The organism is Paracoccus sp. (in: a-proteobacteria), assembly GCF_046289755.1.
In the GTDB taxonomy this organism is placed as follows: domain Bacteria; phylum Pseudomonadota; class Alphaproteobacteria; order Rhodobacterales; family Rhodobacteraceae; genus Paracoccus.
The window spans coordinates 1-13,741 of sequence record NZ_JBKBVD010000045.1; the positions used below are offsets into that span (position 1 = coordinate 1).

Consider the following 13,741-nt stretch of genomic DNA (forward strand, 5'->3'; position numbering starts at 1 on the left):
GGCGCCGCCCCCCCCCCCCCCCCCCCCCATCGCCTGACCGCAGGTCAGGCAATACCCCGGCCCGCCCCCCGGTTACGGCTCATCTGCATCCGGAACATGTCCGGCGTCCGCCCGGTTGCGGCCACGAAGGCGCGGGTGAAATGGGCGTGGCTGCAATAGCCCAGTTCATGCGCGATCCGGGCGCCTGACCAGCCGGTGTTGCGCAGCAGTTCTGCCCCCCGCTCCAGCCGGAGGGCATTCAGCAACTCGATGGCCCGGCGGCCCCGCGCGGCCAGGCAGGCCCGGTCCAGCGCGGTCAGCGAGGTGCCCAGATCCAGCGCCAGATCCGCCAGCGCGCCGCAATGCGCCAGATCCTGCGCGGCGATGCCCAGAAAACGCTCGACCAGCGGATGGTTGGCGCCGGCCTCCTCCGCCGGGGCGGCACGCTCGGGTTCGGGGTCCAGCCGCGCCAGCCGCATCGACAGCATGCTGAGATGACAGACCAGCGCGCGCCGGTCGCCGCCGCGCGTGGCCTCGTCCGCCAGTTCGCGCAGATTGACCAGCAGCGCCCCGGCCTGTCCGCAGACCGCGCCGGAAATCGGCTGCCCCGGCAGCGGCGGGTCCAGATCGCCCACCATCTCGGGCGAGATCAACAGAACATGCCCCTCGGTTCCTGCCCGTGGCAGCGCCGCAAAGGCGGTCCCTGCCGGAATATAGCGCAGATCGCCTGCCAGCATCAGATGGTTCTGACGCGGAAACCCGACCGACAGCGCCCCCTGCGTCACCCATAGCAGCGTGTGGTCCGGCCGGGTGCGCGGCTGCGGCGGTGTGCCGTCGCTGCCCCAGGCAAAAGCCCCCAGCGGCAGCAACCGCAGGCTGGCACGGCGCGGGGCAAAGCGGCGCGAGGCGGGCACGGCCCGGACCCGCAACGCCTCTGGCACCGTGACCCGCCCTGTGCTTGCCGGCATTTCTGCCACCCTCGGCTGCACCGGGACAAGCGCACGGCCATGATCGGGAATGGCGGCAGCTGTGACCTGGGCGATGTCGGGCCTGCCTGACGGTCCGCGCGACAGATCACGCAGGCGGGATGCCGAAAAAGGAAATCCGCCACGCCAGTCGCCACCACCAGATACTGACATATCACCGCCTCACCACAGAACCATTCGGCGGATTGTTGCCGACAAAGGTTAAAAGACAATGAATGACGGCAAAGTTCCAGCGAATTATCGCTCTGGTTGCAAAGGCGATGCGCCCGAGGGCCCGGCGTGCCAGGGTTGCCAGTCGCGCATCCGGCCCCGGAACCAGATGCGTTGTGACTTGGCATATTGCCGCGTGGCGATGATTGCGGCCTGTACTGACTGGTTTAGATCGGCCTGCCCCCGCAGATGCGCGATCAGGTCGGGGGCGCCGATGGCGCGGGCCCATTGCTGATTTGTGTCCCAGTGCGGCAGCATGCCGCGCACCTCATCCAGAACCCCGGATGCAACCATAGCGTGAAATCTCGTCGCGATGCGATCGGCCAGCCAGTCGCGGTCGCAGGTGATCAGCACCCGCTGGCAGGCCTCAGGCGCGATCAGCGGCGGCGGGGTCTCGTCCTGCCAGTCGGCAAGGCCGCGCCCGGTCGCCTGCAGCACCTCCCATGCGCGCTGGACGCGGGCCGGGTTGCGGCAGTCGATGCCCGCCGCCGTGCGCCCGTCCAGCCCGGCCAGCAGCGCGGCCAGCCCGTCCGGTCCGCGCAGGATCGCATCGGCGCGGGCGCGCAGCTCGGGCGGCGTGGCCGGGATCCGTGCCAGCCCCCGCGTCAGCGCCGTCAGGTACAGGCCGGTGCCGCCCACGATGATCAGCCGCCGGTCCGTCAGCCCGGCCAGATCGCGCAGCCAGTCGCCCACCGAATAGCTGCGCCCCGGTGCGACATGACCATAAAGCGCATGCGGCACCAGCGCCTCGTCGTCCGCAGACGGGCGCGCGGTCAGCAGCCGCCAGCAGGACCAGACCTGCAATGCATCGGCATTGACCACCACGCCGCCCTGTGCCTGCGCCACGGCCATCGCCAGCGCCGATTTGCCGCTGGCGGTCGGCCCGGCAATCAGCAGGTGGCGCGAGGCGTCGATTTCTGACAGGTAGGGCGCAGGCATGGGTGATCCGGGCAGTTGAACCTGCGGTCCTTTTGCGACATTTAGCGGCGCGATGAAAGCGACCGGCGACAGGAGCCCCAGATGACCACCGAGACCCCCAAGCACTATGGCCGCGTGATGCTGAAGATCTCGGGCGAGGCATTGATGGGCGATCAGGGCTACGGGCTGCACCCGCCCACCGTCAGCCGCATCGCCAATGAGGTCGAATCGGTTCAGGCCATGGGCGTCGAGGTCTGCATGGTCATCGGCGGCGGCAATATCTTTCGCGGGCTGCAGGGCAGCGCGCAGGGGATGGAGCGCACGACCGCCGATTACATGGGCATGCTGGCCACGGTGATGAACGCGCTGGCGATGCAATCGGCGCTGGAAACCAAGGGCCTGCATTGCCGCGTCATCAGCGCGATCCGCATGGACGAGGTCTGCGAGCCCTATATCCGCCGCCGCGCGATCCGCCATCTGGAGAAAAAGCGCATCGTGATCTTTGCGGCGGGCACCGGGAACCCCTATTTCACCACCGACACCGCCGCGACCCTGCGCGCGTCCGAGATGAACTGCGAGGCGATCTTCAAGGGGACCAAGGTGGACGGCGTCTATGACAAGGACCCGTTCAAACATGCGGATGCGAAACGCTATGACACCGTCACCTATGACGAGGCGCTGCAAAAGCATCTGGGCGTGATGGACGCCTCGGCCATTGCGCTGGCGCGCGACAACCGCCTGCCGATCATCGTGTTCTCGCTGGACGCACCCGGCGGGTTCCGCAGCATTCTGGAAGGCCGGGGCACCTATACCCGTGTCCACAACTGAGAACATCCCGATGTCCATGCGCGCACGCGTCGACCACCTGATCCATGGCCGCTCGGCCCAGATCTTCATCACCGGCGTCATCCTGTTCAACGCCATGATTCTGGGGCTGGAGACCTCGCAGACGCTGATGGCGCGGGCGGGCGGGCTGATCCTTGCACTGGACCGGCTGTGCCTGACGATCTTTGTCATCGAGATCGGCCTGAAACTCTATGCCCGCAGGCTGCGGTTCTTCCGCGACGGCTGGAACGTGTTCGACTTTGCCATTGTCGGCGTTGCGCTGATGCCTGCGACGCAGGGGCTGTCGGTGCTGCGCGCGCTGCGCATCCTGCGGCTGTTGCGGATCGTCTCGGTCACGCCCCGCCTGCGCCGGGTGGTCGAGGGGTTCCTGTCCGCGCTGCCCGGCATGGCCAGCGTCTTCCTGCTGATGGGGATCATCTTCTACATCTTCGCGGTCATGGCGACCAAGCTGTTTGCAGGCAGCTTTCCCGACTGGTTCGGCGATCTGGGAAATTCGGCCTATTCGCTGTTCCAGATCATGACGCTGGAAAGCTGGTCCATGGGCATCGTGCGCCCGGTGATGGAGGTCTATCCGCAGGCCTGGCTGTTCTTTGTGCCCTTCATTCTGGTCACCACCTTCGCGGTGATGAACCTTGTCGTCGGTCTCATCGTGAATTCGATGCAGGAGGCGCATCAGGAAGAAGGCAATGCCGCGACCGAGGCGTATCGTGATGAGGTTCTTGCCAGACTGGCAGAAATCGAGGCACGTCTGCCGCCGAAAGAGGGCGCGGGCGCAGGGCTTCAGGTGCAGGCCCGCCGCTAGGGCGGAGGCTTGCCGAAAACCGGGGCAAAGGCTTTGCCAACCTTCGGTAATGTGGTTACAAGCGGGAAAAATTCAATACAGAGGCGGTCCGGTATGGCTGAGGACATAGATATTGATATCGACGATCTGGAACGGCGGATGAAGGGCGCGATGGACAGTCTGCGCGGCGAATTCTCCAGCCTGCGCACGGGCCGGGCCTCGGCCTCGATGATCGACCCGGTGCAGGTGGATGCTTACGGCCAGATGACGCCGATCAACCAGCTGGGCACCGTCAACGTCCCCGAGCCGCGCATGGTCACAATCAACATCTGGGACAAGGCGATGGTCGGCAAGGTCGAAAAGGCCCTGCGCGAAAGCGGGCTGGGGATCAATCCGCAGCTGAACGGCACCATCATCATGCTGCCCATCCCCGAGCTGAACGAGGAACGCCGCCGCGAGCTGACCAAGGTCGCGGCCCAATATGCCGAAAGCGCCCGCGTCTCGATCCGCAACGTGCGCCGCGACGGCATGGATCAGGTCAAGAAGGGCAAGGCGAGCGGCATGCCCGAGGATGACCAGAAGCTGTACGAGACCGAGATCCAGTCGCTGACCGACCGCATGATTGCGGCGGTGGATGAGGCGCTGACGGCCAAGCAGGCCGAAATCATGCAGGTCTAGGCTGGTCATGGCAGTGGCCAAGGGCGCAGCGGCGGTATCTGACGGGGCGTCCCAGCCCCGCCATGTCGCCATCATCATGGATGGCAACGGCCGTTGGGCCACCCAACGCGGCTGGCCGCGTCTGGTCGGCCACCGGCGCGGCGCCGAACGTGTCAAACAGATCGTCCGCGCCTGCCCTGAACTGGGCGTCGACTGGCTGACCATCTACGCCTTCTCGACCGAGAACTGGAAGCGCTCGACCGAAGAGGTGCTGGGTCTGATGAAGATCTTCCGCCGCTATATCGAGCGCGAGGCCGAGAGCCTGTCGGTCGAGGGAGTGCGCCTGCGCTTTATCGGCGGGCGCGACCGGCTGGACCCGAAGCTGCAACAGCTCATGGCCTCGATCGAGGCGCGGACGGCGGGCAATACCCGGCTCAATCTGACCGTGGCGATCAATTACGGCGGCCGCGACGAGATCGTGCGCGCCTCGGCCCGGCTGGCGCAGCTGATCGCCAGCGGCGAGGTCGCCGCCCCGACCGAGGCGGATCTGTCGGCCTGCATGGACACGGCCGGCACCCCCGACCCCGATCTGGTGATCCGTACCTCGGGCGAGACCCGGGTGTCGAACTTCCTGCCCTGGCAGGCGGCCTATTCCGAATATGAATTCACGCCGGTTCTGTGGCCTGATTTCACGCCCGACCATCTGGGAGAGATCCTCGACCGTTTCGGCCTGCGCGACCGGCGCTTCGGCGGCGCATGAGGGCAGGGGCACCACCACCGGGTCAGCCTGCTGGGTCGGGTAAATGGGCAGACCTGTCGCGGCGGATCGCCTCGACGCTGGTGCTGCTGGGCATCGGGGTGCTGCTGGCGGTGGCCGAGGGTGTCTGGCTGCGGCTGGGCATGGCGCTGATTTCCGCGATTACCTTCTGGGAGCTGGCGGCGATGACCGGCTGGCGGCGTCCGGCGCGGCATGTCACCGTCTTCGGGCGCAGTCGTCCGGTGGCGCTGGCGGCGCTGGCGGGCGTGGCGCAGGCGGTGGCCCTGACCGAGGCGCATCCGCTGATCTGGCTGGCGCTGGCCGTGCCGCTGATCGCGGGCGTGCCGGGGGCTGCGCGCCGTGACCGGCTGACCTATGTGCTGTTCGGCGCGGCCATCCTGCTGGTGGCTTACGGGCTGGTGGGCTTCCGCGAGGCTTACGGACTGCCCTTTGTGCTGTGGCTGATGGGCGTCATCATCATCTCGGACACGGCGGGGTATTTCGTCGGGCGCGTGATGGGAGGGCCGAAATTCTGGCCCTCGCTCAGCCCCAAGAAAACATGGTCGGGCACGGTGGCGGGCTGGGTCGGTGCGGCGCTGCTGGGTCTTGCCATCTGGGCCACGGGCCACGGCGATGCCTCGCTGATCTGGGTCTCGCCGCTGGTCTGCCTTGCCGGGCAGATGGGCGATATTGCCGAAAGCGGGCTGAAGCGGCGGGCAGGGGTCAAGGACAGCTCGAACCTGATCCCCGGCCATGGCGGTTTCATGGATCGTTTTGACGCAGTGACGGGCGCCGTGCTGGCCACCATGCTGATCGGGCTTCTGACCAGCCTGCCCGCGGTGAACTGACCCATGAGACGCATTTCGATCTTTGGCGCGACCGGCTCGGTCGGGGTTGGCGGCGTGGACCTGATCCGCCATGCGGGCGGGGCCGGGGCCTATGAGGTCGTGGCCCTGACCGGCGGCCGCAATATCGCGCGTCTGGCCGCGCAGGCGCGCGAATTGCGGGCCGGGATCGCGGTCACCGCGCATGAGGATCTGCTGGAGGATCTGCGCACAGCACTGGCGGGCAGCGGCATCGAGGCGGCGGCCGGCCACGCCGCGCTGATCGAGGCGGCGGCCCGGCCTGCCGATTGGGTGCTGTCGGCGATTGTCGGCGCGGCGGGGCTGGCGCCGGGGCTGACGGCACTGGCGCAGGGCGGCGTTCTGGCGCTGGCCAACAAGGAGTCGCTGGTCTGCGCGGGGGCATTGCTGCGCGGGTCGGCTGCGCGCGCGGGGGCGACGATCCTGCCGGTCGACAGCGAACATTCCGCTATTTTTCAGGCGCTTGGTTCGGAAACGCTCGACAGCGTCAAGGATGTGACCATCACCGCATCGGGCGGCGCCTTCCGCGACTGGCCGCTGGAGCGGCTGGCGGCGGCGACCGTCGCGCAGGCCTCGACCCATCCCAACTGGGCGATGGGGCAGCGGATCACCATCGACAGCGCCTCGATGTTCAACAAGGCGATGGAAGTCATAGAAGCCAAAGAGTTTTTCGGCCTCGGCGCGGATCGCATCAAGGTGCTGGTCCACCCGGAATCAATCATTCACGCCATGGTCACCCACCATGACGGCGGCACCATCGCGCATCTGGGTGCGCCCGATATGCGCCACGCCATCGGCTATGCGCTGCACTGGCCGACCCGCGCGGCGCTGCCGGTGCCCGCGCTGGATCTGGCAGCCCTTGGCCGCCTGACCTTCCGCGCCCCGGATGAGACCCGCTGGCCCGCCCTGCGCCTTGCGCGCGAGGTGATGGCGGCGGGGGGTGCTGCGGGCGCGGTCTTCAACGCGGCCAAGGAACAGGCGCTGGACGATTTCATCGCGGGCCGCATCCGCTTTACCGACATGGCCCCACGCGTCGAGGCGACCCTGACGGGGTTGGCGGGCGAGGCGGGCTTTGGCTGCGATCCGGGCGATCTGGACGCCGTTCACCACTGGGACACACTCGCACGCGCAAGGACAGCCGCATGACCGACCTTCTGATGGGCACCCTGGATACGTTGTGGACGCTGGCGGCCTTTGTGCTGGCGCTGGCGGTGATCGTGACGGTGCATGAATACGGCCACTATATCGTGGGCCGCTGGTCGGGCATCCGGGCCGAGGTGTTCAGCGTCGGCTTCGGCCCGCGTCTGGCCGCCCGGACCGACCGGCGCGGCACGGTCTGGCAACTCGCGGCGATCCCGCTTGGTGGCTATGTGCGCTTTATGGGCGACGACAATGCGGCCAGCGCCGGGCCGGGCCGGGCGGTCGATCCGGCATTGCGGCGGCAGACGCTGCAGGGCGCACCGCTCTGGGCGCGTTTCGCGACGCTGCTGGCGGGGCCGGTGTTCAATTTCGTGCTGTCCATCGTGATCTTTGGCGGCTTTGCCGTGGTGCAGGGCGTGGCCCAGCCCGATGTGCGCGTGGGCGCGATCAGCGAGGCGCCGCCCTCGGTCACCAATCAGCTGCTGCCGGGCGATCTGGTGCTGGCGGTGGGCGGGCAGCCGGTGGAAAGCTGGGCCGATCTGGGCCGCGCATCCGAGGCGCTGCCCGATCAGCCGGTGCAGGACTGGACGGTGGAGCGCGACGGTCGCCGCCTGACCGTGCAAGGCCCCGACCCGATGCCCGCCCGCATCTCGGGTGTGGCGCCGCGCAGTGCGGCCGCCGAGGCGGGGCTGCGCGCGGGCGATGTCATCCTGGCCATCGACGGCGATCCGGTCGCCCGCTTCAACGATCTGCGCGACGCGGTCGGGGCGGCAGAGGGCGCGCCGCTGGACCTGCGCGTCTGGCGCCCCGGCGCGGAGGAACGCGACGTGACCCTGCGCCCGAAACTGTCGGACCTGCCAGCCGCAGGCGGCGGGTTCGAGCAGCGCTGGCTGATCGGCGTGACCGGCGGCGAAAGCTATTTCACCCCCGAAACCCGCCGCGCCGGGCCCATCGAGGCGCTGGTCCTGGGCGCGCGGCAGACCTGGAACATCATCGCCTCGTCGCTGACCGGGCTCTGGGCGATGATCTCGGGCCAGATCGGCACCTGCAATCTGGGCGGCGCGATCAGCATCGCCGAAAGCACCGGGCAGGCGGCCAGCGCGGGGGGCGCGAATTTCCTGTGGTGGATCGCGGTCCTGTCGGCGGCCATCGGTTTTCTGAACCTGCTGCCGATCCCGGTTCTGGATGGCGGGCATCTGATGTTTTACCTCTACGAGGCCGTGACGGGCCGCCCGCCCTCGGACAAGGTGCTGAACATCCTGACCTCGATCGGCCTGTTTGCGGTGCTGTCACTGATGATTTTCGGCCTGACCAACGACCTTTTCTGCCCCTGACCTGCATGCGCTTTTGACAGGCACTGCCGGTTGGCGCTAGAGAACAGGAAAAAGAACGCCCCCCGCGGGCGATCGTCGAAACAAAGAGGGGCAGCCATGACACGGAAACTGGGCAAGGGCGCGGTGGCGCTGATGACGGCCCTGGCGATTGCGGCACCGGCGGGGATGGCGCCGATGCCCGTCGCCGCACAGGCCTTCAGCCAGGTCCGGATCGAGGGCAACCAGCGGGTCGAGGATGGCGCGATCCTGTCGCTGATGAACCTGCCCGCAGGCGCCAGCCTCAGCCCCGGCGAGATCAATGACGGGCTGCAGCGCCTGCAGAACGCGGGCCTGTTCGAGACGGTCGAGATCATCCCGCAGGGCGGCATGCTGGTGGTGCGCGTGCGCGAATATCCCACGATCAGCCGCATCAGCTTTGAGGGCAACCGCCGCCTGAACAATGACCGCCTGTCCGAGATCGTGCAAAGCCAGCCGCGCCGCATCTATCAGCCCTCGCGCGCCATTCAGGACGCGCAGGCCATCGCCGAGATCTATGCCGCCGAGGGCCGTCTGGCCGCCCGCGTCGATCCGCGCATCATCCGCCGCAGCGACAACCGCGTCGATCTGGTCTTCGAGATCCGCGAAGGCAATGTGACCGAGATCGAGCGGATCAGCTTTACCGGCAACCGCGCCTTTTCCGACCGCCGGCTGCGCAACGTGCTGCAGACCAAGCAGGCGGGCCTGCTGCGCACCTTCATCCGCCGCGACACCTTCGCGCCCGAGCGGATTCCGCTGGACGAACAGCTGCTGACCGATTTCTACCGCTCGCGCGGCTATGCCGATTTCCGGGTGCAGGCCATCGCACCGGAAATCGCGCGTGAACGCGATGCGTTCTTCATCACCTTCAACATTCAGGAAGGCCCGCGCTATCGCTTTGGCCGGGTCGATACCATTTCAGAGATTCCGGGCGTGGACGCGTCTGCATTCGCGGCGCAGAACCGGGTGCGCCGGGGCGAGGTCTATAACCCCGCCGCCATCGACAACACCATCCGCCGGATGGAGACGATTGCGATCCAGCAGGGCCTGAACTTTGTCAATATCGAGCCGCGCGTCACCCGCAACGCCCAGAACCAGACGCTGGACCTGACCTTTGCGCTGACCCGTGGCCAGCGCATCTTTGTCGAGCGTATCGACATCGAGGGCAACACCACGACGCTGGACGAGGTGATCCGCCGTCAGTTCTCGACCGTCGAGGGCGACCCGTTCAACCCGCGCGAAATCCGCAACTCGGCCGAACGCGTCCGCGCGCTTGGCTATTTCGGCGATGCGCAGGTCGAAACCCGGCAGGGCAGCGCCCCCGATCAGGTGATCGTCGGCGTCAATGTCGAGGAACAGCCGACCGGCTCGCTGTCCTTCGGCGCGTCCTATGGCGTCAATTCCGGCGTCGGCCTGAATGCCAGCCTCAACGAGCAGAACTTTCTGGGGCGCGGCCAGTCGGTCGGCGTCCAGATCTCGACGGCCAGCGGCGACCGCGCGGCGACGCTCAGCTTTTCCGAGCCGTTCTTTCTGGGCCGCAATCTGCGCTTCGGGATCAGCGCGAACTATAACGAAACCGAAAGCCTGAATTCGGATTACGACACGCGCACGGTGGGCCTGCGCCCCTCGATCGAGTTTCCCGTCTCGCAGAACGGGCGGCTGGAACTGCGCTATCGCATCTCCAAGGAAACGCTGCGCAATGTGAACGAGGACAGCTCGGTCATCCTGCGGGGCGAAGAGGGCAGCCGCGTCACCTCGGCTCTGGGCTACACCTATAACTGGGATTCGCGCCGCACCGGGCTGGACCCGTTGACCTCGTACCGCCTGCGCTTTTCACAGGACATCTCGGGGGTGGGCGGCGACACCAAGGCGGTCACCACCACCGTTCTGGCGGGGGTCGAAAGCAACGCATGGCGCGAAGAGATCACCCTGCGCGGTGAGATCGAGGCCGGGGCGATCGCGGGCTACAGCGATTACACCCCCTGGATTCTGGACCGCTTCCGCAGCGGCAACCGCGTCCGCGGGTTCGAGCCGAACGGCTTTGGTCCCCGCGACATGGCCGCGACCAACGAGGATGCGCTTGGCGGCAACTATTTCTGGGCGGCCCGCGGCGAGGCACAGTTTCCCATCGGCCTGCCCGAGGAATATGGCATCACCGGCGGTCTGTTTGCGGATGTCGGCTCGCTCTGGGGGCTGGACAATGTGACGGGGACGGGGGGCGCGCTGGTCGATGACAAGATGTATGTCCGCGCCTCGGTCGGGGCCTCGATCTTCTGGACGACCCCGATCGGGCCGCTGCGCTTCAACTTTTCCAAGGCGCTGCGCAAGGAAGATCAGGACCGCACCCAGAACTTTGACCTGACCATCCAGACCCAGTTCTGATCCATGGGCGCGCATTTTTTCCGGGCCCTCGCCGTGACGGTCCTGCTGGCCTGTCCCGCGACGGCCCAGCAGGATGCGCTGAGCCCTGAAATGCCGGGCGCGGCCGATCTGGCCGCCCCTGCCGAGGCGCCCACGCGCGTCATCCCGCTGCCAGGTGAAGAGGCCGCCGTTGCAGTCTCGGCCGTGCTGACCATCGACCAGAACCGGCTCTACCTGGAATCGGCCTGGGGACAGCGTGCCGAGGCGCAGCTCGAGGCCGAGGGCAACCTGATCGCCGCCGAGAATGAACGCCTGACCCAGCTTCTGTCATCGGAAGAGGCGGATCTGACCGACCGCCGGGGGGATCTGGACCCCGCCGAGTTTCGCCGTCTGGCCGAGAATTTCGACATCCGCGCCACCGAAGTGCGGCGCGAACGCGCGCAGGCCGTACAGACACTGAATGGCTGGGCCGATGCCGACCGTGCCGCATTTTTCCGCGCCGCGCGGCCCCTGATCGGCAATCTGATGGCAGAACGCGGCGCGGTCGTGGTGCTGGACCACCGGACCATCCTTTTGTCGCTGGAGGGGATCGACATCACCGAACCGCTGATCGGTATCGTCGATGACCAGATCGGCGATGGCAAAGGGGCGGTGCCGCTGCCCGATCAGCCGGCACCCTCACGCGCGCCCCCCTCAGGGCCGCCCCGCGATCCGCTCGGACAGCAGCGCAAACAGCCCGTCACGATCCAGACTGCGGATGAACAGCGCATTGGGCGCGCGTCCGGTGACCTGCCACCAGTCGGCCACGGTCATGCCGGTGGTCCAGCGCCCCTCGGTCTCGATCTCGACATTGATCCGGCGGCCCTCGAACAGATCGGGCCGGATCAGCCAGGCGATGGTGCAGGGATCATGCAGCGGCGCGCCCTCACTGCCGTATTTCTCGCGATCATAGCGCTCGAAGAAATCGGTCCAGCTGGCCACGGCAGGACCGCATCGACCGGGCAGCGCCCGCATCGCGCCCACCCAATCGCGCGAGGTCAGCGCCTCATGTGTGGCATCCAGCGGCAGCACCACCAGCGGCGCCCCGGCGCCGAACACTTCGGCGGCGGCTTCGGGATCGACATAGATGTTGAACTCGGCGGCGGGGGTGATGTTGCCCACCTCGAAATAGGCCCCGCCCATCAGCACGATCTGCTGCACCCGCGCCACGATGTCGGGCGCCCGCCGGAACGCCTCGGCGATATTGGTCAGCGGCCCGACCGGCACCAGCGTCACGCTGCCCGCAGGCTCGCGCCGCAAGGTCTCGATGATGAAATCGACGCCGTGCTGATCCTGCAGCGGCATCCGGGGCGCGGGCAGGTCGATCCCGTCCAGCCCGGTCTTGCCATGCACATGCTCGGCGGTGACCAGTGGCCGCGACAACGGCGCATCGCAGCCCGCAAAGACCGGAATATCCACCCGCCCGGCCAGTTCCAGCACCTTGCGCGCATTCACCTGCGTCAGCGCAAGCGGCACATTTCCGGCCACCGCGACCACCCCCAGCAGCTCGATCTCGGGCGAGGCCAGCGCCAGCAGAATGGCCACGGCGTCGTCCTGTCCGGGGTCGGTGTCGATGATGATCTTTTGCGCCATGCTCGTCTCTCCTGTGTCGGGGGAAACCTGCGCCAGCATGCAAAAAGGCGCAAGCCCCTGCTTACGCCTCTTCTTCTTCACCTAAATATCCCGGGGGGTGTGGGGGGCTGGCCCCCCACTGGCTCCAGCAGCGGTGGCCGCGATCAGCCGTCGAAATTCACCTGCTCGATCAGATCCAGCGCGCGCGGACGCAGGGCCGAAATCTCGGTCAGCCCCAGATCGTCGGCGGTGAACGCGCCCCAGCCGGCGACCAGATCCGACGGCGCCACGCCCTCTTTCACCGGGAATTCGTGGTTCACCTCGGCATAGATGCCCTGCGCCTCGTCGCTGACCAGAAACTCCATCAGCTGCAGCGCGGCGTCACGGTTGGGCGAAGCGGCAGTCAGCGCCATGCCCGAGACGTTCACATGCGTGCCGCCATTCTCGAAGGTCGGGAACAGGATGCGGACCGAATCCGCCCATTCCTTCTGCTCGGGATCGTTCTGCATCGCGCCCATGTAATAGGTGTTGCCCAGGCTGATGTCGCATTCGCCCGCCCAGATCGCCTTGACCTGATCGCGGTCGCCGCCTTCGGGTTTGCGCGCCAGATTGCCCTTGACGCCTTCCAGCCAGGCGACCGTGGCCTCTTCGCCGTGATGGGCCAGATAGGCGGCGGTCAGCGCCACGTTGTAATCATTGGTAAAGCTGCGGGTGCAGATGCGGCCCTGCCATTTCGGATCGGCCAGGTCCTCGTAGGTGGTCACCTCACCATCGGCCACGCGTTCGGAATGCGCATAGATGATCCGGGCGCGGGTGGTCAGGGCGAACCATTCGTTTTCCGCATCGCGCAGCGCCTCGGGGATCACGTTCAGCGCCTCGTCCTCGACCGCTTGCAGCACGCCCGCATCCTTGACCTCGCCCAGACGCGCGACATCGACCGTCAGCACCAGATCGGCGGGCGAGCGGGCGCCCTCTGCCTGAAGCCGCTCGACCATGCCTTTGTCGACAAAGGCCGAATTCACCGTGATGCCGGTCTCGGCGGTGAACGCGTCAAACAGCGGCTGAATCAGTTCGGGCTGGCGGTGCGAATAGACATTCACCTCCTGCGCGACTGCGGGCAGGGCGGTGGCACCCATGAGTGCGGCGAGTGTCAGGATACGCATGTTGACCTCTTTTGTCAGAATTGCCCCGACCGCATCGCATATCCTGATAAAACCTGTCAACCACTTCCTGCGCGATCATTGTGTGCGACGCATTGACCGCAGGCGGGCCGCAGGCTAGGG

At 67.1% G+C, this 13,741-nt stretch carries 12 protein-coding genes and 1 pseudogene; 9 read left to right on the forward strand and 4 right to left on the reverse strand.

Annotated features, from left to right (window positions below; genetic code table 11):
• Positions 1-44: 44 nt before the first annotated feature.
• Both ACK41U_RS14980 and miaA read right to left on the reverse strand, forming a co-directional pair.
• Positions 45-947 carry an AraC family transcriptional regulator gene (locus ACK41U_RS14980; RefSeq protein ID WP_409681687.1) on the reverse strand — a complete coding sequence of 301 codons (903 nt, stop codon included), beginning with the start codon at positions 945-947 and terminating at the stop codon, positions 45-47.
• Between the two features lie 255 nt (positions 948-1,202).
• Entirely contained in the window at positions 1,203-2,114 is a 912-nt protein-coding gene (gene miaA, locus ACK41U_RS14985; RefSeq protein WP_409681689.1) for a tRNA (adenosine(37)-N6)-dimethylallyltransferase MiaA, read from the reverse strand.
• A gap of 81 nt (positions 2,115-2,195) precedes the next feature.
• Here miaA and pyrH point away from each other — a divergent pair, with 81 nt between their 5' ends.
• The 9 genes and pseudogenes from pyrH to ACK41U_RS15030 form a co-directional block, all read left to right on the forward strand.
• The gene (gene pyrH, locus ACK41U_RS14990; RefSeq protein WP_409681691.1) at positions 2,196-2,921 is read left to right on the forward strand and encodes a UMP kinase; all 726 of its coding nucleotides are present in this window, start codon (positions 2,196-2,198) and stop codon (positions 2,919-2,921) included.
• 10 nt (positions 2,922-2,931) lie between these two features.
• Positions 2,932-3,741, forward strand: coding sequence for an ion transporter (locus tag ACK41U_RS14995; RefSeq protein ID WP_409681693.1), 810 nt, complete (start codon positions 2,932-2,934; stop codon positions 3,739-3,741).
• Positions 3,742-3,834: 93 nt separating this feature from the next.
• The gene (frr, locus tag ACK41U_RS15000) at positions 3,835-4,398 is read left to right on the forward strand and encodes a ribosome recycling factor (protein ID WP_409681695.1); all 564 of its coding nucleotides are present in this window, start codon (positions 3,835-3,837) and stop codon (positions 4,396-4,398) included.
• 7 nt (positions 4,399-4,405) lie between these two features.
• Positions 4,406-5,137 (forward strand): polyprenyl diphosphate synthase, encoded by a 732-nt coding sequence (gene uppS, locus ACK41U_RS15005; protein WP_409681697.1) that lies wholly within the window; start codon positions 4,406-4,408, stop codon positions 5,135-5,137.
• Positions 5,134-5,982, forward strand: coding sequence for a phosphatidate cytidylyltransferase (locus ACK41U_RS15010; protein ID WP_409681699.1), 849 nt, complete (start codon positions 5,134-5,136; stop codon positions 5,980-5,982). The genes uppS and ACK41U_RS15010 overlap by 4 nt, the downstream gene beginning before the upstream one ends.
• A gap of 3 nt (positions 5,983-5,985) precedes the next feature.
• Complete coding sequence (gene dxr, locus ACK41U_RS15015) at positions 5,986-7,143, forward strand: 1-deoxy-D-xylulose-5-phosphate reductoisomerase (RefSeq protein ID WP_409681701.1); 1,158 nt, start codon at positions 5,986-5,988, stop codon at positions 7,141-7,143.
• A complete protein-coding gene (gene rseP, locus ACK41U_RS15020; RefSeq protein WP_409681702.1) occupies positions 7,140-8,471 on the forward strand; it encodes an RIP metalloprotease RseP in 1,332 nt (443 codons plus the stop codon). Before dxr ends, rseP begins: the two co-directional genes overlap by 4 nt.
• 96 nt (positions 8,472-8,567) lie before the next feature.
• Positions 8,568-10,868, forward strand: a complete 2,301-nt coding sequence (bamA, locus tag ACK41U_RS15025; RefSeq protein ID WP_409681704.1) for an outer membrane protein assembly factor BamA — start codon at positions 8,568-8,570, stop codon at positions 10,866-10,868.
• Positions 10,869-10,958: 90 nt separating this feature from the next.
• Positions 10,959-11,393, forward strand: a pseudogene (locus tag ACK41U_RS15030) (OmpH family outer membrane protein); the annotation flags it as partial.
• A 147-nt stretch (positions 11,394-11,540) separates the two neighbouring features.
• On the opposite strand, the gene ACK41U_RS15035 reads toward ACK41U_RS15030, so the two are convergent.
• Positions 11,541-12,479, reverse strand: coding sequence for a nucleoside hydrolase (locus ACK41U_RS15035; RefSeq protein WP_409681706.1), 939 nt, complete (start codon positions 12,477-12,479; stop codon positions 11,541-11,543).
• Between the two features lie 143 nt (positions 12,480-12,622).
• Complete coding sequence (locus ACK41U_RS15040; RefSeq protein ID WP_409681708.1) at positions 12,623-13,621, reverse strand: Fe(3+) ABC transporter substrate-binding protein; 999 nt, start codon at positions 13,619-13,621, stop codon at positions 12,623-12,625.
• Between the last annotated feature and the right edge of the window lie 120 nt (positions 13,622-13,741).

Excerpts from the sequence above, each read along its gene's own strand:
- uppS (WP_409681697.1), top strand. The coding sequence starts at position 4,406 with ATGGCAGTGGCCAAGGGCGCAGCGGCGGTATCTGACGGGGCGTCCCAG.
- ACK41U_RS15035 (WP_409681706.1), bottom strand. The coding sequence starts at position 12,479 with ATGGCGCAAAAGATCATCATCGACACCGACCCCGGACAGGACGACGCC.
- frr (WP_409681695.1), top strand. The coding sequence starts at position 3,835 with ATGGCTGAGGACATAGATATTGATATCGACGATCTGGAACGGCGGATG.
- bamA (WP_409681704.1), top strand. The coding sequence starts at position 8,568 with ATGACACGGAAACTGGGCAAGGGCGCGGTGGCGCTGATGACGGCCCTG.
- pyrH (WP_409681691.1), top strand. The coding sequence starts at position 2,196 with ATGACCACCGAGACCCCCAAGCACTATGGCCGCGTGATGCTGAAGATC.
- ACK41U_RS15010 (WP_409681699.1), top strand. The coding sequence starts at position 5,134 with ATGAGGGCAGGGGCACCACCACCGGGTCAGCCTGCTGGGTCGGGTAAA.
- ACK41U_RS15040 (WP_409681708.1), bottom strand. The coding sequence starts at position 13,621 with ATGCGTATCCTGACACTCGCCGCACTCATGGGTGCCACCGCCCTGCCC.
- ACK41U_RS14980 (WP_409681687.1), bottom strand. The coding sequence starts at position 947 with ATGCCGGCAAGCACAGGGCGGGTCACGGTGCCAGAGGCGTTGCGGGTC.
- rseP (WP_409681702.1), top strand. The coding sequence starts at position 7,140 with ATGACCGACCTTCTGATGGGCACCCTGGATACGTTGTGGACGCTGGCG.
- dxr (WP_409681701.1), top strand. The coding sequence starts at position 5,986 with ATGAGACGCATTTCGATCTTTGGCGCGACCGGCTCGGTCGGGGTTGGC.
- miaA (WP_409681689.1), bottom strand. The coding sequence starts at position 2,114 with ATGCCTGCGCCCTACCTGTCAGAAATCGACGCCTCGCGCCACCTGCTG.
- ACK41U_RS14995 (WP_409681693.1), top strand. The coding sequence starts at position 2,932 with ATGTCCATGCGCGCACGCGTCGACCACCTGATCCATGGCCGCTCGGCC.